The organism is Type-D symbiont of Plautia stali, assembly GCF_001485335.1.
In the GTDB taxonomy this organism is placed as follows: Bacteria; Pseudomonadota; Gammaproteobacteria; order Enterobacterales; family Enterobacteriaceae; genus Pantoea; species Pantoea vagans_C.
The window spans coordinates 1-24,194 of the sequence record NZ_BBOC01000084.1; the positions used below are offsets into that span (position 1 = coordinate 1).

The window sequence follows — 24,194 nt, forward strand, 5'->3', positions numbered from 1 at the left end:
AGCTGGATTTACTTCTGGGAAAGCTGAGCAGGCCCCAGCCGTAGGCCATACCATCCTGTTCATTCTCAGCGTCGGTACGCTGTGTGTGCTGACCTGCGGCTTTATCGTGTCATTGCGCTTCAAACTGAACCTGCACACCCACACGGTTTTACGCCAGGAAACGGTGAAGATGCGCGCGGCCGGGCGCGTCGTGCCGGAACAGATTACGCCGCAGGCGCGCACCATCGTCGAAACGCTGGCGGGCATGCCGTATGAAAATTTGTGGGGCAACAACAATGTGGGCTACCTCAATCGCCACAAGTCTGCTGCACCGCCGCTCCCCACGCACCGTAGCCCTTTGCAACCTCTCCCTACCCTGATTAACGATAGGAATGAACCATGACCGTATTTCCTGTAAAGCACAGCGCTTTGCTGCGCCAGCCTGAGTTTTTGTTACCGCGCAGCGAACTGGTACAGCTAATCCATAAACTGACCGACAATCTCGTGAATATCACCGATCACAGCGGCGAGTTTTTACTGCGACTGGATGATGGCCGCGTGATAGACACCAAAGGCTGGGCCGGTTGGGAGTGGACGCACGGTATCGGCCTGTATGGCATGCTGCACTTCACCCAGCAGACTGGTGATGAGGCCACGCTGAAAATAATCGATGACTGGTTTGATGCCCGGCTGGCGGAAGGGACGCCCACCAAAAACGTCAATACCATGTGTCCTTTCCTGACGCTGGCTTATCGATACCAGGAGACCGGGAACCCAGCCTGGCGTCCGGTGCTGGAGCGCTGGGCTGAATGGGTAATGTATGAAATGCCGCGCACCGAACAGGGTGGCTTGCAGCATATCGTTTATAACAATGAGAATACCCAGCAGTTGTGGGATGACACACTGATGATGAGCGTGATGGCGCTGGCGAAGATCGGTCAGCTATTTGATCGCCCTGAATTTGTCGAGGAAGCCAGTTATCAGTTCCTGATTCACACGCAATATTTGATGGATCGCCAAACCGGTCTGTGGTTTCACGGTTGGACGTTTGAGGGCCGCCACAATTTCGCCAACGCCCGTTGGGCGCGAGGAAACAGCTGGTTAACCATCGTGATCCCTGACTTCCTCGAAATGATGAACTGGCCTGAGCATCACGCCACGCGCCGTTTCCTGCAGCAGGTGCTGGCCAGTCAGGTGAAGGCATTAGCGGAATGCCAGCATAGCAGTGGGTTATGGCACACCTTGCTCGACGATCCGCAAAGCTATCCGGAAGCGTCAGCGACCGCGGGATTTGCCTACGGCATTCTCAAAGCCGTGCGTAAGCGCTACTTACCCGAGGAATATCGCCCGATAGCAGAAAAGGCGCTGCGTGGCGTGATTGCCAACATCGATGAACAAGGGGAGTTGAAACAGGTGTCGTTTGGTACCGCGATGGGCAGCGATCTGGACTACTATCGCCAGGTACCGCTCACCTCAATGCCTTATGGTCAGGCCATGGCGCTGTTGTGTCTGACGGAGTATTTGCGGGTTTATCTCTGAATGTGTTGGGGGCAGCCATTTGGCCGCCCCCCGTTTCAATCCGTTACATATTACGGATATAGTCATCCATTTCGGTTTTCAGGTTATCGGATTTGGTCCCGAATATCGCCTGAACGCCGGAACCGGCCACCACCACGCCGCGTGCGCCGAGGGTTTTCAGTTCCGCCTGATCAACCTTCGCCACATCCGCCACGCTCACACGCAGACGGGTAATACAGGCATCAAGGTTGGTAATGTTTTCTTTACCACCGAAGGCAGTCACCAGTTTGCCCGCCATTTCGCTGCCGGTTGCGCTGCTCTGTTCCATTGCCGTGTCCTCACGTCCAGGTGTTTTCAGGTTCAGTTTCACAATCAATACACGGAAAACGGTGTAGTAAATCAGGCCATAAATGATACCCACGATCGGGAACAGCCAGATTTTGCTGCTGTTACCGCTCAACACCACGAAGTCGATCAAGCCGTGTGAGAAACTGGTGCCGTCACGCATGCCCAGCAGAATACAGATTGGGAACGCCAGGCCAGCCAGAATCGCGTGGATCACGTACAGAATCGGCGCGACGAACATGAACGAGAACTCGATCGGTTCGGTAATACCGGTCAGGAACGAGGTCAGCGCAGCGGAGATCATGATGCCGCCCACTTTGGCGCGGTTCTCTGGTTTAGCCGAGTGCCAGATAGCAATCGCTGCAGCCGGTAAGCCATACATTTTAAACAGGAAGCCGCCAGAGAGTTTGCCCGCGGTTGGATCGCCCGCCATGTAGCGCGGAATATCACCGTGGAACACCTGACCTGCTGCGTTAGTGAACTCACCAATCTGCATCTGGAAGGGAACGTTCCAGATATGGTGAAGACCAAACGGCACCAGCGAACGCTCCACCACACCGTAGATACCAAACGCCACAACCGGGTTCTGATAGGCAGCCCATTGTGAGAAGTCCTGAATCGCCGTACCAATAGGTGGCCAGATAAAGGAGAGCACAATACCGGTGAAAATCGCGGTCAGACCCGAAATGATCGGCACAAAGCGTTTACCGGCGAAGAAGCCGAGATACTCAGGCAGTTTGATACGGTAGAAACGGTTGAACATGTAGGCGGCAATCGAACCCGCAATAATGCCCCCGAGCACCCCAGTATCCGCCAGGTGCTTGGCATCAATCTCCGCTGCAGGCAAATGCAACACCAACGGCGCAACCACCGCCATGGTTTTCACCATGATGCCGTAAGCCACCACGGACGCGAGTGCCGAAACACCGTCGTTGTTGGTAAAGCCGAGCGCCACACCAATCGCGAAGATCAACGGCATATTGGCGAACACGGAACCACCCGCTTCTGCCATCACATGGGAAACCACCGCTGGCAACCAGCTGAAGTTTGCCGAACCAACACCTAGCAAAATACCGGCAATCGGCAGAACCGATACCGGCAACATCAGCGATTTACCTACTTTCTGCAGGTTCGCAAATGCGTTCTTGAACATAGAAACTCCTGAGTATGAGTGCGTTTTTGCGCAGTGCGCATGGCAAAGGGGGAGGATCCTTTACCGGAGTGACGCTGAGCGTCTTTTGATTTATTACGAAGGGTAAAATAAATAGATAATTGTTACTTTGACGGCTATCACGTTTCGCTGATGAAGTTTTATTGCTTTCAGTCATTTCTTACTGACTTGCCTGAATAAGCAGCAATAAAACACTGCCTGCGCCGCGTTAAGCGCGGCACAGGCGTGGCACAGCCAATTAATTCATGGTTTGAAATAAAGAGAATTAGCCGCCAAGGCGGCTCATTGGAACGTGGAACAGGCGGGAGAAGTTCTCGGTGGTCGCTGCAGCCAGGGTTTCAATATCCACCCCTTTTAGTACCGCCATGTAATCGGCGACATCACGTGTAAAGGCGGGCTGATTCTCTTTGCCGCGATGCGGCACTGGCGCCAGATACGGAGAATCGGTTTCCACCAGCATGCGGTCCAGCGGCACGTAGCGCGCGGCATCACGAATTTGTTCTGCATTGCGGAAGGTCAAAATACCGGAGAAGGAGATATAGAAGCCCATATCCAACAATTTCGCGGCGGTGGCATGATCCTCGGTGAAGCAGTGCAGTACACCACCACACTTTTCAACCTGCTCTTCACGCAGGATCGCCAGCGTATCTTCACGCGCATCACGGGTATGAACGATAATCGGTTTGTTCAGCGCAATACCGGTACGGATATGCTCGCGGAAAGAGGCTTGCTGCTGCGCTTTGGTTTCCTGTTGGTAGAAGTAATCCAGTCCCGTTTCACCCAACGCGATCACCTGCTCTTCCGCAGCTAAGCGACGAAATTCCTCAACATCGTAAGGCGCTTCCTGATTGAGTGGATGTACGCCGCACGCGAGCGCAATATTTTCACGGTCACCCACCAACTGTTTGATTTTGTAGTAATCCGGCAGCGTGGTGGCAATCGCCAGCATGAACTTCACATCACGGGCCGCCGCTTTGGCGATCACATCGTCCAAATCGCGGTGCTGTTTTTCATAATCAAGACCATCAAGATGGCAGTGCGAATCAACAATAAACATACTTCTCTCTTTTTTACTTAGCCGACCACCGCGGGTGACATCAAACGTCCCCAGGCGAGCAAGCGGTCGGTCAGAATCAGTTCACGATTTAGCGCAGCAACATGCAGCAGCTGTTCGCGGCACTGCATCCACTGCTGAGCACTGGCATTCAGCGCACTGCTGTTGAGATGTTTTGCCAGTTGCATAACGACATCGGTTCTGTCGCCGTTGCTGAGCCATTGGCTGGCCCCTTGCTGCACTTTCATGGCATCAACTAGCAACGAAATCAGCCAACTGAGCCGCTCTGCCGCATCATCGCTATTGAGAGGCGGCAACAGTTGCAGCACATCTCCATTTATGGCGGTGAGCAAGGTTTCACACAGCTTAGTGCGCGCCTGCCAGCGTTCGGGTTGCAACAGCGATAACGCCGCCGCGGGTGCGCCATTACTTAACCGCAGTGCAGCACGCAGCACCACTTCAGGCTGCGGTTGCTGTTTGTGCAACCAAGACAGACTTTGCACTTCTTCCGGCGGAGACAAATGCCATGTCATGCAACGACTGCGCAATGTTGCCAGTAAGCGCGACGGCTCACGCACGCTGAGGAAGAACCAACAGTTTGCCGGGGGTTCTTCCAGTGTTTTTAACAAGGCGTTCGCCGCGGCTTCGGTGAGTTGTGCGGCATCCGGTAACCAAACAATCTTCGCACCACCCTGTTGGGCGAAATGATAGAGCTTTTCTGTCACATCGCGCACGGCATCGATACCCAGAGACGACTTGCCCTTTTCAGCCTCCAGCCGATACCAGTCTGGATGGGTGTGCGCCTGCATCAACTGGCAACCGTGGCAATGGCCACAGCTTTTTAATCCTTCGGGCTGCTGGCACATTAGCCACCGGCTTACGCCCCAAACCAGCGCATCATCCCCCATCCCATCGATGGCCTGGATCAGTAAAGCATGATGCGCCTGACCGGCTTGATGGCGGGCGATAATCTGCCGATAAGGCTGGTTCAGCCATGGATACCAGTTCATGCCGCCTGACCTGCCAGCCAGTTGCGCAGCGCCTGCTGAAGTGACGATGTCACGTCTGCAATATTCTGCGTCGCGTCAATCGTGGTGATGGTAGGATCTGCGGCTGCCAGGGCCAGATAACGTTCACGTGTGCGCTCGAAAAAGCGCAGCGATTCCTGTTCAATACGATCCAGCTCACCGCGTGCACGTGCACGCTGCAGACCAATTTCTGGCGTGACATCAAGATAGAGCGTCAGATCAGGACGGAAATCGCCCAGCACCGCATCGCGTAAGGTGGTCATCAACTGCGTATCCAGCCCACGACCTCCGCCTTGATAGGCCTGTGAAGACAAATCATGACGGTCGCCGATAACCCAGGCACCGCGTGCCAGTGCGGGCTTGATAACGTTTTCTACCAGTTGCACGCGTGCGGCATACAGCATCAGCAGCTCGGCCTTATCCGTGACCTGCTCACCCTCGATGCCTTGCTTCACCAGCACACGAAGCTGCTCCGCTAACGGGGTGCCGCCGGGTTCACGCGTGAAAACCACGTCACGAATCCCCTGCTCATGCAATACCGCGACGATGGCATCACGGGCGGTTGTTTTGCCTGCGCCTTCCAGACCCTCGATGACGATAAACTTACTTTTCATTTTTTTCCTTCATGGCCAGCCGGTAAACCTGTACCGCTTTATTGTGGCTGGCGAGGTTGGTGGTAAAGGTGTGACCGCCTTTACCATCCGCGACAAAATAGAGGTAGTTGGTTTTTTCCGGATGCGCCGCCGCTTCCAGTGATGCCCTACCCGGCATGGCAATGGGCCCTGGCGGCATACCACTGATGGTATAGGTATTGTAATCGGTTGGCGTTTCCAGGTCTTTACGCGTCAGCGTGCCCGTGTAACTGTCACCCATACCGTAGATGACCGTGGGATCGGTTTGCAGTTTCATGCCGGTACGCAGTCGGTTTATAAACACCGATGCCACGCGCGCGCGCTCTTCGCTGACGCCCGTTTCTTTTTCGATGATGGAGGCCATGGTCACCAAATCCTGCTCTTTCTTATAAGGCAGATTGTCCATGCGGCCCTGCCAAATCTCATCGACCAGTTTGTTCATGCGCGCGTGCGCACGCTCCAGTAGCGCCACATCGCTGGTATTGGCGGTGTAGAGATAAGTGTCAGGATAGAAAGCGCCTTCGAGCTGGCTGGCATCCAGTTTAAGGGCTGCTGCCACGGTGGCAAACTCATCATCCGTCAGGGTGTGTTTGAGATAAGGCGCTTTGCGCAGTTCTGCCAACCACTCTTTCAGACGTGAGCCTTCAACAAAGCGCACCGGGAACTGTGCCTCTTTACCGCTGGCCAACAGCTCAAGCAACTGGCGCACCGTCATATTGCTTTCCAGCCGATAAGTACCCGCCTTGAATTTGGCTAATTCCGGTTCCAGTTTCAATAACGGGCCAAACCAGATGCTGGCAGGAATAATATGCTGACTTTCCAGCTGTGCTTCCAGTACCACGCGACCGCTGCCTGCTGGCAAGGTATAAATGGTTTCCTGGCTGATCGTCAAAGGTGTATCGGCTAAACGTTCGATTTGCCAATAACTAAAGGCGGCCGCGAGGCCGGCAATCGCCACGGCGCTGGCGACGATTTTTTTCATTCGGGTCATGTTGCTTCCATTGTCTGGCAACTGTCCTGCAGTTGCTGGTACAGCGTGCGCGCGGAGAACGAAACATCGTCAATTTTCCGCACAGGTAAAACCGGCATCAGGGCGTTACAAATCACCACTTCATCGGCGTTCAACACATCGTCCCTGCTACCGTCAATCAATTGACAAGACTGGCCTGCCATCGCCATTTGCGCCATCAGATAACGGCACATAATGCCATTCACACCCGCTTGTTCCAGGCGCGGCGTATAGATGCGTTCGCCTTTGCGCCAGAATAAATTGGCCGCACAGCATTCCACCACCGTCCCTGCAGTGTCAAGCACCAGCGCTTCGTCAGCGTCGGTCTGATCAAGATGTCGGCGGATCAGTACTTGTTCAAGTCGGTTCAGATGCTTTAGCCCAGCCAGCAAAGGATTTCTTGCCAACCGAACCGGACTGGTGACGAGGGTTGCGCCTTGCTGCTGCAGACGTGCGTAGTGCTGCGGCCAGGGTGCCAGCGAAAGAATGCGAGTCGGCGTCTCGCAGCCGGCTCGGCTGTAGCCTCTGCCTCCTGCACCGGGCGTCAGAATGACTTTTAATACGGCCTGAGCCTGACCGCTGGCCAGCTGCTGCATCTCTGCCGACAATCGGGCGAGATCAGGGAGCGGTATAAACAGGCGTTCACAGCTCTCTTTCAGCCGTTGCAGATGGGCATCCAGCAACTGAATTCTGCCGCCAACCACCGCTGCAGTGGTAAAGCAGCCGTCGCCAAACTGCACCGCGCGATCGCTTGCGGAGAGCACGTTCTGCTCTATGCCGTTTATCAACATACCGATCCCCTTGGCTACTGTGCCTGTTTACATACCATCGACGAACGTAAGATTCCACGCCACTGCGTGTCAAAATATAAAAAAGGCCCGCATTGCGGGCCTTTTATTGTGCGGGGTATGAATTATACCTTGCGGAAGATAAGCGAACCGTTGGTGCCGCCAAATCCGAAGGAGTTACACAGAGCATACTCCAGACCACTCACCTGGCGCGCCGTATGCGGCACGAAATCCAGGTCGCAACCTTCATCTGGATTATCCAAGTTGATGGTTGGCGGAATGGCCTGGTCACGCAGTGCCAGAATCGAATAAATCGATTCTACGGCGCCTGCCGCACCGAGCAAGTGTCCGGTCATTGATTTGGTTGAGCTGACCATCACACTGCGGGCCGCTGCACCAAATACTGACTTCACTGCCTGCGCTTCAGCTTTGTCACCGGCTGGCGTCGAGGTGCCATGTGCGTTAACGTAGCCAATCTGCTCCGCATTCAGTTGCGCATCACGCAAGGCATTGACCATTGCCGCTGCAGCACCTGAACCATCTTCCGGAGGAGAGGTCATGTGGTAAGCATCGCTGCTCATGCCGAAACCGATAATTTCAGCATAGATTTTCGCACCGCGCTTCTTCGCATGTTCGTACTCTTCCAGCACCACAATGCCTGCACCGTCACCCAGCACAAAGCCATCACGATCTTTATCCCAAGGACGGCTTGCCGCCTGCGGATTCTCGTTATTTGTGGAGAGCGCACGTGCAGCACCGAAGCCACCCACACCCAGTGGGGTACTGGCTTTTTCAGCACCACCAGCCAGCATAACGTCAGCATCGTTGTACGCGATGATACGCGCAGCATGACCAATGTTATGCACGCCTGAAGTACAAGCCGTTGCAATCGAAATGCTTGGACCTTTCAGACCGTACATGATGGTCAGATGACCGGCTACCATGTTAACGATGGTCGAAGGAACAAAGAATGGGCTGATTTTGCGCGGACCGCCGTTGACCAGTGAACTGTGGTTATCTTCAATCAAACCCAGTCCGCCGATGCCGGAACCAATTGCCGCACCGATGCGACCGGCATTTTCGTCGGTTACAACCAGACCGGAGTCTGCCATAGCCTGAATGCCGGCAACAATGCCGTATTGGATGAAGTCATCCATCTTGCGCTGATCTTTGCGCGAGATGAATTCATCGCAATTAAAATCTCTTACTAAGCCCGCAAAGCGTGTTGCATAGGCACTAGTATCAAAATGGTCGATCAGGTTAATGCCGCTCTGACCGGCAAGGAGAGCACTCCAGGTAGACTCTACGGTATTGCCGACAGGAGACAACATGCCAAGACCAGTCACAACTACACGACGCTTAGACACGTACGTCCTCCAGGGAGGGAAAAAATAACGCTATGTGGGGCAAACATAAAACTCAGGCGGTCGAGTGACCGCCTGAAGATATTCATTAGCCTTGATGGCTATTGATGTAATCGATCGCTGCCTGAACGGTAGTGATTTTCTCAGCTTCTTCGTCTGGAATTTCAGTATCAAACTCTTCTTCCAGAGCCATTACCAGCTCAACGGTGTCAAGAGAATCTGCACCCAGGTCTTCAACGAAAGAAGCAGTGTTAATCACTTCGTCTTCTTTAACACCCAGCTGCTCAGCTACGATTTTCTTAACGCGTTGTTCGATATCGCTCATACTATTTAATTTCCTATCAAAACTCGCTTTCGCGATGGTTTTCGTAGTGTATAAAATGTTGAAAAAGATGCAACAAAATCCCGGCTGGTCGAACCACGATTTTGCGCTATTCTGCGGTGTTTACCGCAGATAATGCAAATGATTTCGTGATTATCAGACCATGTACATGCCGCCATTGACGTGCAGCGTCTCACCCGTGATGTAAGAGGCTTCGTCAGAGGCTAAGAATGCAACAGCATTGGCAATCTCCTGCGGGTCGCCTAAACGACCTGCCGGCACTTCTGCCAAAATGCCCGAGCGCTGATCTTCGTTCAGTGCACGCGTCATGTCCGTCTCAATAAAGCCCGGAGCCACGACGTTTACGGTAATGCCACGTGACGCGACTTCTCGCGCCAGTGATTTGCTAAAGCCAATCAAACCTGCTTTTGCTGCCGCGTAGTTTGTTTGGCCCGCGTTACCCATGGTTCCAACTACAGAACCGATGGTAATGATACGGCCCACGCGTTTTTTCATCATGGCACGCATAACCGCCTTAGAAAGACGGAAGACCGATGTCAGGTTGGTATCGAGGATATCCGCCCATTCATCGTCTTTCATGCGCATCAACAGATTGTCACGCGTAATGCCTGCATTATTGACTAAAATGTCCACTTCGCCAAATTCAGCGCGAACTTTCTCGAGCACGCTCTCAATAGAGGCGGCATCGGTCACGTTCAGCAGCAGACCTTTACCTTTATCGCCGAGGTAAGCACTGATTGCTTCCGCACCGCTTTCACTGGTAGCCGTTCCCACCACTTTCGCACCGCGTGCAACCAGCGTTTCCGCGATCGCACGGCCAATGCCGCGGCTTGCGCCAGTCACCAGCGCTACTTTACCTTCAAAGCTCATGTTTTTCCTCTTATTCCTGTGTAAACGCAGCGTTTAGTGAAGCAGAATCGTTCACTGCAGCAGCGGTCAGGCTATCTACAATACGTTTGGTCAGACCGGTCAGGACTTTACCTGGGCCGATCTCAAGCAACTGGTCAACACCTTGGGTCGCGATAAACTCAACCGCTTCCGTCCAGCGAACGGGGCTGTACAGCTGGCGTACCAGGGCGCTGCGAATCGCCGCGGCCTCAGTTTCGCACTTCACATCCACGTTGTTAACCACCGGTACGGCTGGGGCGTTGAACGTAATGTTCTCCAGCGCAACGGCCAGTTTCTCTGCGGCGGGCTTCATTAACGCACAGTGCGACGGTACGCTGACAGGCAACGGCAATGCACGTTTTGCACCTGCTGCTTTGCAGGCTACTCCAGCACGCTCTACCGCTTCTTTATTGCCCGCGATAACCACCTGGCCAGGCGAGTTGAAGTTGACCGGTGAAACCACCTGACCTTGCGCGCTTTCTTCGCAGGCTTTACGAATGGATTCATCATCAAGACCAATAATTGCCTGCATAGCGCCCGTGCCTTCTGGCACCGCTTCTTGCATCAATTTGCCGCGCAGCTCAACCAGCTTAATCGCATCGGCGAAATTCAGTACACCAGCACAAACCAGCGCAGAATATTCACCCAAGCTGTGGCCCGCCATTAACACCGGCTGTGAGCCATTTTTGCTCTGCCAGACACGGTAAATGGCCACTGAAGCCGCCAGCAAGGCTGGTTGGGTCTGCCAGGTTTTGTTCAACTCTTCAGCAGGGCCTTGTTGCACCAGCTGCCATAAGTCGTAACCCAGTGCATCTGAAGCTTCACGGAATGTGGCTTCAACCTGCGGATTTTCTGCAGCCAGGTCGGCCAACATGCCAACGGTCTGTGATCCCTGTCCCGGGAAAACAAAAGCAAATTGTGTCATCTTTCGTTCCTGTCAATCAAAAGCGAACCAGCGCCGAACCCCAGGTAAACCCGCCACCAAAGGCTTCGAGCAAAATCAGTTGTCCTGGCTTGATACGGCCATCACGCACGGCTTCATCGAGTGCACTTGGCACTGAGGCAGCGGAAGTGTTGCCGTGGCGATCCAGCGTGACCACAACCTTGTCCATGCCCATGCCGAGTTTTTTGGCGGTGGCGCTGATAATACGCAAGTTGGCCTGGTGTGGTACCAGCCAGTCGAGCATTTCGCGGTCAAGGTTATTGGCCTGTAACGTCTCGTCAACAATGTGGGCGAGTTCGGTTACCGCCACTTTGAAGACTTCATTACCTGCCATGGTGAGGTAAGCTGGCTCATCCTGATGCGCGCGATCCTGATACGGCAGCGTCAACAGTTTGCCGTAGCGGCCATCAGCGTGAAGATGCGTTGACAGAATGCCCGGCTCTTCGCTTTGACCCAGTACCACCGCACCCGCGCCATCACCAAACAGGATAATGGTGCCGCGATCTTCAGGATCCAGGGTCCGCGCCAGAACGTCCGCACCAATCACCAGCGCGTGTTTAACCACGCCATTTTTGATGTATTGATCGGCAACGCTTAATGCGTAGGTAAAACCTGCACAAGCGGCGGCCAAATCAAATGCCGCGCAGTCGTTAATCTCCAGCATTTGCTGGATCATACACGCTGAACTTGGGAAGGCGTGGCTGGAAGAGGTGGTTGCCACAATAATCAGACCGACATCGCTGGCAGCAACGCCAGCCATTTCCAGCGCACGTTGCGCGGCGGTAAAGCCCATGGTGGCAACGGTTTCATCTGGCGCAGCAATGCGGCGCTCACGGATGCCGGTACGGGTGACAATCCACTCGTCCGAAGTTTCCACCAGTTTTTCAAGATCCGCATTGGTGCGAACCTGCTCAGGCAAATAGCTGCCCGTACCGATAATTTTGGTAAACATCTACGCTTTGTCACTCCTGGCTAATACAGCGTCAAGGCGCGCAGCAATCCTCTCTGGGACTTGCCTTCGCACCGCCTGCTCTGCCTGCTCTATCGCCACGGCAAACGCACGTTGATTCGCCGCACCGTGGCTTTTGATCACTGTCCCGCGCAATCCTAACAGACAAGCGCCATTGTACTGGTCGGGGTTGAGATGACCGAAACGTTTTGCCAGGCGCTTTTGAATCCAGCGCCCGACCAGTTTCAACCACCAGGCCCGTTTTTTCCCATCCTCTGACGACTTGAGCAGAGAAAGAAACATTCTTACCACGCCTTCCATGGTTTTCAGCGTGACGTTACCCACGAAGCCATCACAGACCAGCACATCCGTCTTGCCGGTGAGGAGATCGTTCCCCTCAAGATATCCAATATAGTTGATTTGCGGTGTGTCTCGTAGAACCGCAGATGCTGCGCGAATCGTTTCCAGCCCTTTGGTCTCTTCCTGACCAATGTTCAACAGTGCAACGCGCGGCTTGGCAATTTCCAGCACTTCTTCTGCCATGACGGCGCCCATCACCGCAAACTGCACCAGCATGTCGCTGTCGGAATCGACGTTTGCGCCTAAATCCAGCACCACCGTTTTGCCATGCTGCTGATGCGGCAAGACGGTCATCAACGCCGGACGCTCAATCCCATCCAGCGGCTTTAATAACATTTTTGCCAGGCCCATCAATGCGCCGGTATTCCCCGCACTGATACACGCCTGTGCTCTACCTTCTTTCACCTGCTCTAACGCCACGCGCATGGAACTGCCGCGACTGTTACGAATAGCGTGTGAAGGTTTGGCATCACTTGCAATAACCGATTCGGCAGGGATCACCTGCACACGCCCCAGTAACGAGGAATCCGCTTTGGCAAGAAATGACGAGATGATGTCGGGATCACCGACCAGAAGAAGAACCAGATGCGTATGAGAGGCCAGTGCCTGCAAGGATGCAGGCACTGTCACGCAGGGACCGAAATCCCCGCCCATGGCATCAACTGCCAGGGTCAAACGTGTCAAGGTATCGCCTTGCGTAACCGCAAAGAATTACTTGGTGATAACCTTGCGACCGCGGTAGTAACCATCCGCAGTGATATGGTGACGCAGATGAGTTTCACCAGAAACTTTATCTACTGACAGAGCTGCTGTGGTCAGCGCATCGTGTGAACGACGCATACCACGCTTAGAACGGGTTGGTTTATTCTGTTGTACGGCCATGGACCTTACTCCTATTACTTACGCTTTAAACTGGCTAATACGGCAAATGGATTTGGTTTTTCTGCCTCTGCAGGCAACTTCCCAAATACCATGTCCGCGTCGGACACTTCACAGTGTTCAGAATCATGCACCGGAACGACAGGCAGCGCGAGGATGAGTTCATCTTCGATGACTGCCAGCAAGTCGATTTCGCCGAAATCATTGATATCAACTGGCTCGTACGCTTCCGGCAGTGCCTCGGCCTGCTCATCAGAAGAGACAGGACTGAAGCAATAGCTTACGTGAACATGATGCGAAAACGACTGGTTGCAGCGTTGACATGACAAAGTCACCTGCGTTTCAGCTGTTCCCTCAAGAACCGCTAAGCGCTGGTTGTCAATCGCAAACGACATGGTGCATTCCACATCACTGTCCACACTCACGACCGTTTCAGCCAAACGCGCCACCAATTCAGGTGCATACACACCTTGGTAATCAAGGCGTTTTTGCGCGGCACGGGCCACATCGATCGTCAGGGGTAATTTTACCTTTTGCATAGGGCGCGCATATTAACTTTGTAACGTCATAGAGTCAAAGAAAAAGGCCGGATTACAGCATCTTTCACCCGTTAGTCGCATCCAGTGCGGCGCATAGTTTAAAATGACTGTCATCTTTACGCTATCTATTCTGAAAAAAAATGATGACTCCGTTAATTTTGGCCTCGACCTCCCCTTTCCGTCAGACCTTGCTGGCTAAGCTTGGCCTGCCGTTCATAGCCGCCGCCCCAGATTGTGACGAAACCCCGCTGCCCGATGAATCCGCGCATGCGTTGGTGCAACGCCTGGCGTTAGCCAAGGCTCAGGCACTGGCAAAAGATTACCCTGACCACTGGATCATCGGCTCAGATCAGGTTTGCGTGTTGGATGGTGTGATTACGGGAAAACCTCATACCGTTGAAAATGCCTGTCAGCAACTCTCGGCTGCCAGCGGTAAAGTGATCACTTTTTACACCGGGTTGGCATTGATTCAACCGCAAAGTCAGCAACAACAGGTGATTGTTGAGCCCTTTAACGTGCATTTCCGCACCTTAAGTGATGAAGAGATTCGTTACTACGTAGAAAAGGAACAACCGTTGAACTGTGCAGGCAGTTTTAAAAGTGAAGGGATGGGAATTTGTCTGTTTGAACGGCTCGAGGGACGCGATCCCAATACATTAATTGGTCTACCGTTGATTGCGCTAAATGAAATGCTGATAAAAGTGGGCATCAACGCATTAGGTTGATGCCCGTTGCATCACGCTTTTTTCTGACGTAACTGTGCAAGGCAATGCTTAAGCGCATTATCCAGCGGCGCTTCCATCCGCAACACTTCCCCGGTATTAGGGTGTGTGAAGGTCAGGGCTGCCGCGTGCAAGAACAAGCGAGCCAAACCTGTTGAGGCAAGTTGGCGGTCAAATTCACGATCGCCATAACGATCGTCAAACGCAATCGGATGTCCACCATGCAGCGTGTGCACGCGAATCTGATGCGTACGACCGGTGACCGGACTCGCTTTTACTAACGTCGCAAAGCCAAAACGCTCTTCGACTTTAAAGCGCGTTTCTGAAGGCTTACCTTCCGCACTCACGCGCACTACACGCTCACCACTTTGCAAAATGTTTTTCAGCAAAGGAGCCTGCACAACTTTCAAATGTGACGGCCAGTCGCCGCGCACCAGTGCCAGGTAATCTTTCTGCATGCCTTTTTCGCGCAACTGCTCATGCAACGAACGCAGAGCCGAGCGTTTTTTAGCAACCAGCAGAATGCCTGAGGTATCACGATCAAGGCGATGAACCAATTCAAGGAAACGCGCTTCCGGGCGCAGTGCGCGCAGACCTTCAATAACCCCAAAGCTCAGGCCGCTTCCGCCATGAACTGCTGTGCCTGCCGGTTTGTTCAACACCAGTAAATGATCGTCTTCGTACAAGATGGCATGCGCCAACGCCGCGACTTTATCAAGTTTCGGCGACACCGCCTGCTCTTCTCGCTCAGCAACCCGCACTGGAGGAATTCGGACTTCGTCGCCCTCTTCCAGTTTGTACTCTGCTTTGACGCGACCTTTATTCACGCGCACCTCGCCTTTACGCAAGATGCGATAAATCATGCTTTTCGGCACGCCCTTGAGCTGGGTGCGCAAAAAGTTATCAATTCGTTGTCCGGCATTTTCAGCCGAAATGGCGACATACTGTACGCCGGGATTCTCTGTTTTCATGGCGGCGATTCTAAATAGTGTCCCTGGATAGCGCCACCCCTTTTTCTGTGCTTAACTCTCTCTTTATCGCGTTGGGAAAAGGTCTTAATGATGACTTTTTCATCAAAGCGAGGTTAAGCCCTGCAAATGAACAGGTTAAGGATGCACAAACTTCACAGCTCGGCAAAAGTCGCCTTGCTATATGTTGGTGAGCAATGGAATAATGCAGGGGTTTCTGTCCTGGAAAGAGTCAGGCAGGAAAAAGAGCGAAATTAAGGTATTTTGCCGGATGAAACTGACACGCAGCAATGGCGTAAGACGTGATGTTTAATCAGGCACTTAGCGGGCTGCGGGTTGCGGCCTGGACGACAGACTAGGATGTGTGGATTTCTGAATACTCTGTAGCAATTCCACCTTCAGGCGCTGGTTTTCCTTATGAAAAACAGGCCACCGACAAGATTTGCGCCTCTTTAGCCGACGACAACCGTGAGGTTGACGTCAGTGCATTAAGACACGAGGCCATCGGTTGATTCTCGTCCATGGGTAACGATGCCCGCAGCTTTATCACTCATGTGAGAATAACGAGTAAGTCACGATGAAAAGAATGTTAATTAACGCAACTCAGCAGGAGGAGTTGCGCGTTGCCCTTGTTGATGGACAACGTCTGTACGATCTGGATATCGAAAGCCCCGGACACGAGCAGAAAAAAGCCAACATCTACAAAGGTAAAATCACCCGTGTTGAACCAAGCCTCGAAGCTGCATTTGTAGACTACGGTGCTGAACGCCACGGTTTTCTCCCTCTAAAAGAAATTTCCCGCGAATATTTCCCTGCTAATTACAACGCACATGGTCGTCCGAACATCAAAGATGTGCTGCGTGAAGGTCAGGAAGTTATCGTTCAAATTGATAAAGAGGAACGCGGCAATAAAGGTGCTGCATTAACCACCTTTATTTCACTGGCCGGTAGCTATCTGGTACTGATGCCGAACAACCCGCGTGCCGGCGGCATTTCCCGTCGCATCGAAGGTGATGACCGTACCGAACTGAAAGAAGCACTCTCCGCGCTGGAACTGCCAGACGGCATGGGCTTAATCGTTCGTACTGCGGGCGTGGGCAAATCTGCCGAATCACTGCAGTGGGATCTCAGCTTCCGACTGAAACACTGGGAAGCGATTAAAAAAGCCGCCGATAGCCGCCCTGCACCTTTCCTGATCCATCAGGAAAGTAACGTCATTGTGCGCGCCTTCCGCGACTACCTGCGTCAGGATATCGGTGAAATTCTTATCGATAACCCGAAAGTACTGGAACTGGCTCGTCAGCATATCGCTGCCTTGGGTCGCCCCGACTTCAGCAGCAAAATCAAACTGTACACCGGTGAAATCCCGCTGTTCAGCCATTATCAGATCGAGTCGCAGATCGAATCCGCCTTCCAGCGTGAAGTGCGTCTGCCTTCCGGTGGTTCGATTGTTATCGACAGCACTGAAGCGTTGACCGCTATCGACATCAACTCCGCACGTGCCACGCGCGGTGGTGATATCGAAGAAACGGCGTTCAATACGAACCTGGAAGCCGCTGATGAAATCGCGCGCCAACTGCGCTTGCGTGACCTTGGTGGCCTGATCGTTATCGACTTCATCGATATGACACCAGTCCGTCACCAGCGTGCGGTTGAGAACCGTCTGCGCGAAGCCGTCCGTCAGGACCGCGCACGCATTCAGATCAGCCACATTTCGCGTTTCGGTTTACTGGAAATGTCGCGTCAGCGCCTCAGCCCTTCATTGGGCGAGTCCAGCCACCACGTGTGCCCACGTTGTAGCGGTACCGGCACCATTCGTGATAACGAATCGCTCTCCTTGTCTATTTTGCGTTTGATTGAAGAAGAAGCGCTGAAAGACAACACCAAAGAAGTGCATGCGATTGTACCTGTGCCGGTAGCCTCTTACCTGCTGAACGAAAAACGTGATGCAGTCAGCGCTATCGAGAAGCGCCAGGGTGGCGTCCGTGCCATTATCGTGCCGAACGATCAGATGGAAACGCCACACTACTCCGTGCTGCGCGTGCGTAAAGGTGAAGAGACGCAGACTCTCTCTTATCACCTGCCGAAGTTACATGAGGCGGAGATGGCGTTGCCTTCGGAAGAAGAGCATGCTGAGCGTCGCCGTCCTGAGCAGCCGGCGCTTGCCGCGTTCGTGATGCCGGATGCACCACCTGCGCCGGTTGAAGCTGAACAAACCAGCCAGCCTGTGGCGAAAGCCGCCGCTAAACCGGCCGCAGCTGCTGCACCTGCCGTTGCCAGCACCGGCTTTGTTGCTCGCCTTCTGAGTGGCTTGAAAAAACTGTTCGCGAGTGATGCACCTGCAGCAACTCCAGCAGAAGTTAAACCAGAAGAGAAAGCCGCTGAAGGTGAGAACAATCAACAGCGTGGCGAACGTCGTAACAACCGTCGCAGTAACAATCGTCGTGAACGCACACCGCGTAATGGCGACAATGCGCAGGGCCGTGAAGCTCGTGAAGCACGTGAACCTCGCGAGTCGCGTGAAGCACGTGAGCCTCGTGATAACCAAGACAATCGCCGTAATAAGCGTCAGAACGAGCCACGTGGCGAGCGCCCTGCACTGACTGAAGAGCAGTTGCAGCAGCGTGATGAGCAGCAACAGCAGCGCCGTGAACAGCGTGCTGAGCGTCAGCGTCGTCGTCAGGAAGAAAAACGCACTCAGCAGCAAGATCAGAAAGCCGCTGATGCCGTTCAGACTGATATCGTTGACGAAAACGTTGCTCAGGAAGAAGAACGCGTTCAAGTCATGCCGCGTCGTAAACCGCGCCAGCTGAATCAGCGTGTACGCGTGGGTGATACCACTGAAGTGACCGCCGCGATTCCAACCCCAGCCGTTTCAGAAGCTGCGGTTGAAACAGCACAGCGCGCTCAGTTCAATGAACAACCTGAAGCAACCCATGATGAGCAAGATGACAACGAAAACCGTGATAGCGCGAATATGCCGCGCCGCTCACGTCGTTCTCCTCGTCACTTGCGCGTGAGTGGTCAACGCCGTCGTCGCTATCGTGACGAGCGCTACCCAACGCAGTCTGCGATGCCGCTGGAATCAGCCTCTGCTTCACCAGAAATGGCGTCAGGCAAAGTCTGGATTACCTATCCGGTTGCTCAGACCCACGAGCAGTTCTCTTCTCCGGAAGCGTTGAACGAAATGCCAGATTACAGCTATCAGCATACTGGTGAGCCGGATACTCAGCCTGTGGCAGTGGAAGCGGCATCAACTGAAGTCGCGCAGCCTGAAACACAAGAGATCGTTCATCACGCTGAACCGCAGGCACACACTGAAGTGCCAGTGGTGAATACGGATGATCTGGCACCTGTTGCCGCTCCGGTCAACGAAGAACCTGCCGTGATCCCGGCTGCTGATGAGCAGATTGCGCAACAAACGGCGGCAGAAGCGGTCCCGGCCATCACCGCTGATGAGCCTGTTGTTGAAGCCGTCGCAGATGTTGAACCTGTGGCAGAAGTTGAGCCTGTAGCAGAAGCCGCGCGTGAAGCCGTAGTCGTCGCTGAACAAGCCCCAGCAGATGTCGCGCCGGCGGTTGAATCGCAAGTGGAAGACGTGCTGAGTGCACCGGTTGCTGCTGAAGCGCCTGTTGCAGCTGTCGCGGAACCCCATGCGCCTGTTGCAGCGCGTGACACTGCTGTAAACAACGCTGAAACCCGCTGGAAGCATCACGCCACTGCGCCGATGACCAAAGCACCGGCGCCGGCATGGGAACCTGAAGCGGTTCGTCACAGCGACTGGGTTCGCCCACCGTTCGACTTTGACGGTCGTGGTTCTGCAGGTGGCCACAGCGCCACTCACCAGGCGACAGCACCGGCTACACGTCCTGAAAGCGTTTAAGCTTAAGCCGTAAAGCGATAACAAAACCCCGACTGGTTCGGGGTTTTTTATTGCCAGTAAGAAGCGCGATAGATTGCGCAAAAAAAATCCCACGGCCTCGAAAGGCGGTGGGAGAAACTAAGCGCGCCCGGTTTAAGCACGCTCAAATTTTCAGTTCAGTTATTTAAGAGTTGAGCTGGAATAGCGACATCTTAGACATATCAGTGAAGGTCTTATAAGACGCCTGCAGTGCCGTTTGTTGCATGGTGTAGCTGGAGATTGCAGAGGTGTAATCGACGTCCACTAAATCACTCATCTGCGAGGTCATGATAGTGTCACGATCGTCACCTTGTGCATTGAGCGTGTCTAACTCGGCCAGTTTAGTACCGACGTCTGAACGAACTTTCAGAACATTGTTGAGTGAGTTACTCAATCCACGGTTGGTCTTATCCATGGCGTTCTGGAATGTCTGCTTGGTCGCATCATCCGCATCATCTTGCGGAACTTTCAATGCGGCGATAGCACTGTCCAGCATATTGAACAGATTGGTCTCACTCGGCGTTCCGTCCGGTTCTGCTTTGGCATTACCGGTAATGGACATAAAGACGGAATCACCGGTATCGCTTACTGTCATGGTGCGGCTGGTGTCGACCTTTTGTGACATTGCATCTGTGCCGCCGACATAAGTGACGCCGGTCCCTGTGTCATCGAACGGCGCTTTATCTGTCTGATAACCGGCAAAAATGTAGCGACCGTTACCATCCTGGCTGTTAGCCTGGTTCAATAACTGAGAACGGATGCCTTCTAACTGAGTCGCAATGGATGCACGGTCATCGTCACTCAATGTACCCGTTGAACCGTAAACGATCAGCGTTTGCGCGTCCTGAATGCTACTGGTCACGCTGGAGAGCGAATTTTCTTCCATCGACAAATTCTGTTCGGCAAAACTACGCGCGGTGGAAAACTGTGAACTCTTTGCCTGTGACTGCGATAACACCACTGCACGTGAAGCAGCAATGGGGTCATCGGAAGGATTGTTCACACGACGACCACTTGAAAGTTGCTCGCCGACTTTTAACCAAGAGGACTGCGAGTCAGTGATACCTCGCACCTGCTGGTTGAAAATCATATTAGTACTTAAACGCATGGCTCGTATCCTCTATGCTTAGCCGCGGATGTCCATCAGCGCGTTGAAAATGGTACTGGCGGTTTGCAATACCTGCGCATTCGCCATGTAAAACTGCTGATACTTAGTCAGGTTGGCGTACTCTTCATCAAGGTTGACGCCTGACACGGATTGCTGGCGGTCAGTTAACTGATTCACCACGTTTTCCTGCGTGGTACTGGCCGTTTCCAGAGTACTGGTTTTGTTACCCACCGTGCTGACTAAACTGGCGTACGCCTGCGTAATGGTGGCATTGCCATTCACCAGTTTTGCATCTTGCAGATCTAACATCTTCTGCGCGTTGGTGTTGTCACTCTCACCGCTGGTCGCCGACGAGGCCGCAGCAATCTGTGATTCATCGGTGATGGCAACGGTCATGCCCCCAATCACGTTTTGAACTGGCTTAACCAGGAAACTGTCTTTCGCGTTAGGTGTGCCGTTCACGGTCAACTCAAGGCCGTCAAAACTTAACGTCGTGTTTCCGCTACCATCAACATCCTTCGTCGGGGTGAGTTTTACGTTGTCTGAATTACGGGTAACTGACCAGTTGGTTCCGTCATAACTGACCGTATAGTTTGAGGCTTTTAACGCGCTGGTATCTGTCCATGCCGCAGTCACCGTTGCAGTAGAGGTGTTTTTACTGTTACTCAGCACATCTGGGCTGCCGATGGTAAAGAAGTTGGTACCCTGATTGCCATTGCTGTCGTACCCGGCGGTTTGTACCGCGTTGAAACTGGTGGTGAACGCGGCGGCAAGCTGACCCAGTTGGTTTTGTGCGGTATCCAGATCCTGAGTGCGGAAGGCTAACAGACCACCCAGTGAACCGGTGGTCAGCGTCTTTTCTGGGATCTCAACATTACCGGCCAATTTATCAACATAGCCAACAGTAGTGCGTGAAGGGTCACTGCTTGATGGCATAGCAACAAGCTGGGTGGTGTTCTTACCATTGACCAGCGTTGTACTGCCCATTGAAACGATATAGTTGCCATCTTGCTGTGAAACAGTGACACCGACGACATTATTTAAGTTGTTGACCAACTGGTCTCGCTGATCCAACAAATCGTTCGGCGCTGATCCGCCACTGGTGGTGAGTTTAGCGATTTGCGTGTTTAAATCAGCAATTTGACTGGTAAAGGTATTGATTTGGTCAACATTTGAGGTGATGTCAGTGTTGACGCTGGTTTGCATGTTATTCAGATATTGCGACGTGGTCTGGAACTGATTCACCAACCCTTGCGCATAGCTCAGCATCGATTGACGCGCTGAAGGATCGTTAGCATTACTGACCACGTTTGACACGTTGGTAAAGAAGCTTTGAATAGATGTCGACAGGCTGGTGGTCGAGGTTGAAAGCAGATCGTCGATATTAGAGATCTGAGAATATTGGGTGTTCACCGCACTATAGTTGGCGCTGGAACCGCGTAACTGGGCGGTAATGAACTGATCATATTCACGCTGCACGCCAGTGACGTTCACGCCATTGCCGTAATAACTGTTGCCCGATAACGTGCTGTTAGCCTGATTTAACAGGATAGTCTGACGTGAGTAGCCCGCTACCGTGTAGTTACTGATGTTATTACTGGTGGTGCTTAATGCGGCCTGTGCGGCGCTCAGCCCACTCATCGCTGAGTTAATTATGCTGGACATCTCGGTTCCTTAATTTCCCGTTAACCGGGCTGGCAGTCATCAGTGCGATTGTGCGGGCCATAACGCCCGCAGCTTATGTTGGTTATCGGCGTGCTTAAGTGAAACTTGAGGCAAAAAATCAGAACAAATCGGTGATATCCTGGCTGTACGCCTTTACCACTTTTTCGCCCATGTTTTTGAATTGTTGGATCATTCCCACCAGCTTTTGCGCATACTTCGGATCGGTAGCGTAACCTGCCTCTTGCAGGGCGCGTGCACCCTGCTCCGGCGTAGCGGCGTTGGCCACCGCGGCATAACGTGGGTTATTGGAGAGCAGTTTGACGTAGTCACTCAGCGCCTCCATATAGGAGCCGTAGACGCGGAAGGTGGCCCGGACTTTGTGTGCCACGCCGCCCTCATATTCCGTGGTCATGATATCGGTGGTGGCGCCTTTCCAGTCGCCACCGGCTTTGATGCCAAACACGTTGTAGCTTGGCTTGCCATCACGCGTCAGAATCTGACGTTGCCCCCAACCCGACTCCAGCGCGGCCTGCGCCAGAATCAAGTGATGAGGGATGCCACTCTGCTGACTGGCGACCTGCGCCGGTTGCGCCAGCTGCGAGATAAAATCGCTGCTGTCCGCAGGCAAACTGGAAGATGAAACCGGCAAGCGTGGTACCGCCTTGCGTACCATCTGCTCTAACTGGTTCGAAGGCAGATTGCTGTAGATGAAGCTGTTATCCAGCTTCATCGGCACTGTCCCTGCGGTTTCATCCGGTTCCTGCGCTGGCTGCATCTGCTTGACGATAAGGTCCGCCATACCCAAACCACGTTTTCCAATTTCCTGTGCAATCTGCTGATCGTACATTGAGGTATACATGCGTGTGGAATCGCTGCTGAAGATGCCATCTTTCGGCAAGGCTTCACGCATGCTCTTCAACATCATCTGTACGAACATCCCCTCAACCTGTTTCGCCACCTGCAGCGCCTTTCCTTTTGGATCGGTGGCAGCTTCACGTTTCAGATCATTGAGTGAGCGGCTGTCAAACGCCGCATTCATCATCGATTGCGTATCAGTCATCAGATGATTTCCAGTTTGGCGCGCAGACAGCCTGCACTTTCCATCGATTGCAGAATCGACATCAGCTCAATCGGTGTGGCACCCAAGGCATTCAGCGCACGCACCACGTTGTTGAGGTTGGCGCTGGAATTCACGCGCTGCAGTGCCCCGCCACTCTGACGCACATCGATCTGCGTATTGTTGGTGGTTACGGTCTGTCCACCGGCGAACGGCGTGTTCGGCTGGCTGACGTTCTGCTGCTGGTTCACGGTGACGGACAGGTTACCCTGCGCAACGGCACAGGTGTTCAGCGTCACTTCGCGGTTCATCACGACAGATCCGGTACGTGAGTTGATGATCACCTTGGCATCTTCCAACGGCACAGAAACGTCAATGTTCTGGATTTCAGAGAGCAAACGGACCTGAGAGCTGTTGTTTGGCGATACGCGAATCTGCACCGTACGCGCATCCAGAGGTTGTGCTGACCCCATGCCACGGCTGTTAATGGCATCAGCGATGCGCTGCGCCATGGTGAAATCTTCATTATTCAGCTGCAGGTTAATGGTGTTTTGGCTACCAAAGTTGCTCTGCAACTCACGTTCTACCGTCGCCCCGCCGGTGATGCGCCCACCGTTCAACTGGTTGACCTGTACACTGCTGCCGCCTGCTGATGCGCCTGCACCACCGACCAGAATGTTACCTTGGGCTAAGGCGTAAACCTGATTATCGACACCTTTCATCGGCGTCATCAACAGCGTACCGCCGCGTAAGCTTTTGGCGTTACCCAGTGAAGAGACCACCACATCGATGTTTTGTCCCTGCCGCGCAAAAGAAGGCAGTTTGGCGGTCACCATTACCGCAGCCACGTTTTTCAGCTGCATATTGGTGCCGGTGGGTACGGTGATACCTAACTGCGACAGCATGTTGCTGACAGTTTGTGTGGTGAATGGGGTTTGCGTGGTCTGGTCACCGGTTCCGTCCAGACCAACCACTAAGCCGTAA

General features: G+C 53.4%; 22 protein-coding genes and 1 pseudogene. 4 read left to right on the top strand and 19 right to left on the bottom strand.

The features are described 5' to 3' along the window. Both PSSD_RS21110 and bglB read left to right on the top strand, forming a co-directional pair. Nucleotides 1-382, top strand: a pseudogene (locus tag PSSD_RS21110) (MFS transporter); the annotation flags it as partial. After that, complete coding sequence (gene bglB, locus PSSD_RS21115; RefSeq protein WP_058973577.1) at nucleotides 379-1,518, top strand: beta-galactosidase BglB; 1,140 nt, start codon at nucleotides 379-381, stop codon at nucleotides 1,516-1,518. The pseudogene PSSD_RS21110 and the gene bglB, both read left to right, overlap by 4 nt. A gap of 43 nt (nucleotides 1,519-1,561) precedes the next feature. On the opposite strand, the gene ptsG is transcribed toward bglB, so the two are convergent. The 14 genes from ptsG to yceD form a co-directional block, all read right to left on the bottom strand. Beyond that, the gene (ptsG, locus tag PSSD_RS21120) at nucleotides 1,562-2,995 is read right to left on the bottom strand and encodes a PTS glucose transporter subunit IIBC (protein ID WP_058973578.1); all 1,434 of its coding nucleotides are present in this window, start codon (nucleotides 2,993-2,995) and stop codon (nucleotides 1,562-1,564) included. A gap of 283 nt (nucleotides 2,996-3,278) precedes the next feature. Continuing rightward, nucleotides 3,279-4,070, bottom strand: coding sequence for a metal-dependent hydrolase (locus PSSD_RS21125; RefSeq protein WP_058973579.1), 792 nt, complete (start codon nucleotides 4,068-4,070; stop codon nucleotides 3,279-3,281). Between the two features lie 17 nt (nucleotides 4,071-4,087). After that, the gene (gene holB, locus PSSD_RS21130; RefSeq protein ID WP_058973580.1) at nucleotides 4,088-5,077 is read right to left on the bottom strand and encodes a DNA polymerase III subunit delta'; all 990 of its coding nucleotides are present in this window, start codon (nucleotides 5,075-5,077) and stop codon (nucleotides 4,088-4,090) included. After that, nucleotides 5,074-5,709 (bottom strand): dTMP kinase, encoded by a 636-nt coding sequence (gene tmk / locus PSSD_RS21135; RefSeq protein WP_058973581.1) that lies wholly within the window; start codon nucleotides 5,707-5,709, stop codon nucleotides 5,074-5,076. The genes holB and tmk overlap by 4 nt, the downstream gene beginning before the upstream one ends. After that, the gene (gene mltG / locus PSSD_RS21140; protein ID WP_058973582.1) at nucleotides 5,699-6,718 is read right to left on the bottom strand and encodes an endolytic transglycosylase MltG; all 1,020 of its coding nucleotides are present in this window, start codon (nucleotides 6,716-6,718) and stop codon (nucleotides 5,699-5,701) included. Before mltG ends, tmk begins: the two co-directional genes overlap by 11 nt. Then, nucleotides 6,715-7,527 (bottom strand): aminodeoxychorismate lyase, encoded by an 813-nt coding sequence (gene pabC, locus PSSD_RS21145; RefSeq protein WP_058973583.1) that lies wholly within the window; start codon nucleotides 7,525-7,527, stop codon nucleotides 6,715-6,717. The genes mltG and pabC overlap by 4 nt, the downstream gene beginning before the upstream one ends. A gap of 122 nt (nucleotides 7,528-7,649) precedes the next feature. Then, a complete protein-coding gene (fabF, locus tag PSSD_RS21150) occupies nucleotides 7,650-8,891 on the bottom strand; it encodes a beta-ketoacyl-ACP synthase II (protein WP_039333675.1) in 1,242 nt (413 codons plus the stop codon). A gap of 85 nt (nucleotides 8,892-8,976) precedes the next feature. Beyond that, on the bottom strand, nucleotides 8,977-9,213 hold the full coding sequence (acpP, locus tag PSSD_RS21155) for an acyl carrier protein (RefSeq protein ID WP_007885774.1): 237 nt from the start codon (nucleotides 9,211-9,213) through the stop codon (nucleotides 8,977-8,979). Between the two features lie 153 nt (nucleotides 9,214-9,366). Continuing rightward, the gene (gene fabG, locus PSSD_RS21160; protein WP_039333672.1) at nucleotides 9,367-10,101 is read right to left on the bottom strand and encodes a 3-oxoacyl-ACP reductase FabG; all 735 of its coding nucleotides are present in this window, start codon (nucleotides 10,099-10,101) and stop codon (nucleotides 9,367-9,369) included. Nucleotides 10,102-10,111: 10 nt separating this feature from the next. Further along, nucleotides 10,112-11,044 (bottom strand): ACP S-malonyltransferase, encoded by a 933-nt coding sequence (gene fabD / locus PSSD_RS21165; protein ID WP_058973584.1) that lies wholly within the window; start codon nucleotides 11,042-11,044, stop codon nucleotides 10,112-10,114. A 16-nt stretch (nucleotides 11,045-11,060) separates the two neighbouring features. Then, complete coding sequence (locus PSSD_RS21170) at nucleotides 11,061-12,014, bottom strand: beta-ketoacyl-ACP synthase III (RefSeq protein ID WP_039333668.1); 954 nt, start codon at nucleotides 12,012-12,014, stop codon at nucleotides 11,061-11,063. Further along, entirely contained in the window at nucleotides 12,015-13,055 is a 1,041-nt protein-coding gene (gene plsX / locus PSSD_RS21175) for a phosphate acyltransferase PlsX (protein ID WP_058973585.1), read from the bottom strand. Between the two features lie 27 nt (nucleotides 13,056-13,082). Beyond that, nucleotides 13,083-13,253 (bottom strand): 50S ribosomal protein L32, encoded by a 171-nt coding sequence (gene rpmF / locus PSSD_RS21180; RefSeq protein WP_007885783.1) that lies wholly within the window; start codon nucleotides 13,251-13,253, stop codon nucleotides 13,083-13,085. Between the two features lie 14 nt (nucleotides 13,254-13,267). Further along, nucleotides 13,268-13,789 (bottom strand): 23S rRNA accumulation protein YceD, encoded by a 522-nt coding sequence (gene yceD, locus PSSD_RS21185; protein ID WP_058973586.1) that lies wholly within the window; start codon nucleotides 13,787-13,789, stop codon nucleotides 13,268-13,270. A 143-nt stretch (nucleotides 13,790-13,932) separates the two neighbouring features. Here yceD and PSSD_RS21190 point away from each other — a divergent pair, with 143 nt between their 5' ends. Continuing rightward, the gene (locus PSSD_RS21190; RefSeq protein ID WP_201023841.1) at nucleotides 13,933-14,514 is read left to right on the top strand and encodes a Maf family protein; all 582 of its coding nucleotides are present in this window, start codon (nucleotides 13,933-13,935) and stop codon (nucleotides 14,512-14,514) included. Nucleotides 14,515-14,525: 11 nt separating this feature from the next. Here PSSD_RS21190 and rluC read toward each other — a convergent pair whose 3' ends face one another. Further along, the gene (gene rluC, locus PSSD_RS21195) at nucleotides 14,526-15,482 is read right to left on the bottom strand and encodes a 23S rRNA pseudouridine(955/2504/2580) synthase RluC (protein WP_058973588.1); all 957 of its coding nucleotides are present in this window, start codon (nucleotides 15,480-15,482) and stop codon (nucleotides 14,526-14,528) included. Between the two features lie 574 nt (nucleotides 15,483-16,056). On the opposite strand from rluC, the gene rne reads away from it, so the two are divergent. Beyond that, a complete protein-coding gene (rne, locus tag PSSD_RS21200; RefSeq protein ID WP_058973589.1) occupies nucleotides 16,057-19,362 on the top strand; it encodes a ribonuclease E in 3,306 nt (1,101 codons plus the stop codon). 163 nt (nucleotides 19,363-19,525) lie between these two features. On the opposite strand, the gene flgL is transcribed toward rne, so the two are convergent. From flgL to PSSD_RS21220, 4 genes are all read right to left on the bottom strand, one after another. Next, a complete protein-coding gene (gene flgL, locus PSSD_RS21205; RefSeq protein ID WP_058973590.1) occupies nucleotides 19,526-20,488 on the bottom strand; it encodes a flagellar hook-associated protein FlgL in 963 nt (320 codons plus the stop codon). Between the two features lie 18 nt (nucleotides 20,489-20,506). Then, entirely contained in the window at nucleotides 20,507-22,153 is a 1,647-nt protein-coding gene (flgK, locus tag PSSD_RS21210) for a flagellar hook-associated protein FlgK (protein ID WP_058973591.1), read from the bottom strand. A 118-nt stretch (nucleotides 22,154-22,271) separates the two neighbouring features. Further along, nucleotides 22,272-23,213, bottom strand: coding sequence for a flagellar assembly peptidoglycan hydrolase FlgJ (gene flgJ / locus PSSD_RS21215; RefSeq protein ID WP_058973592.1), 942 nt, complete (start codon nucleotides 23,211-23,213; stop codon nucleotides 22,272-22,274). Next, the coding region (locus tag PSSD_RS21220) for a flagellar basal body P-ring protein FlgI (protein WP_058973593.1) at nucleotides 23,213-24,194 on the bottom strand (982 nt) is incomplete at its 5' end. The genes PSSD_RS21220 and flgJ, both read right to left, overlap by 1 nt.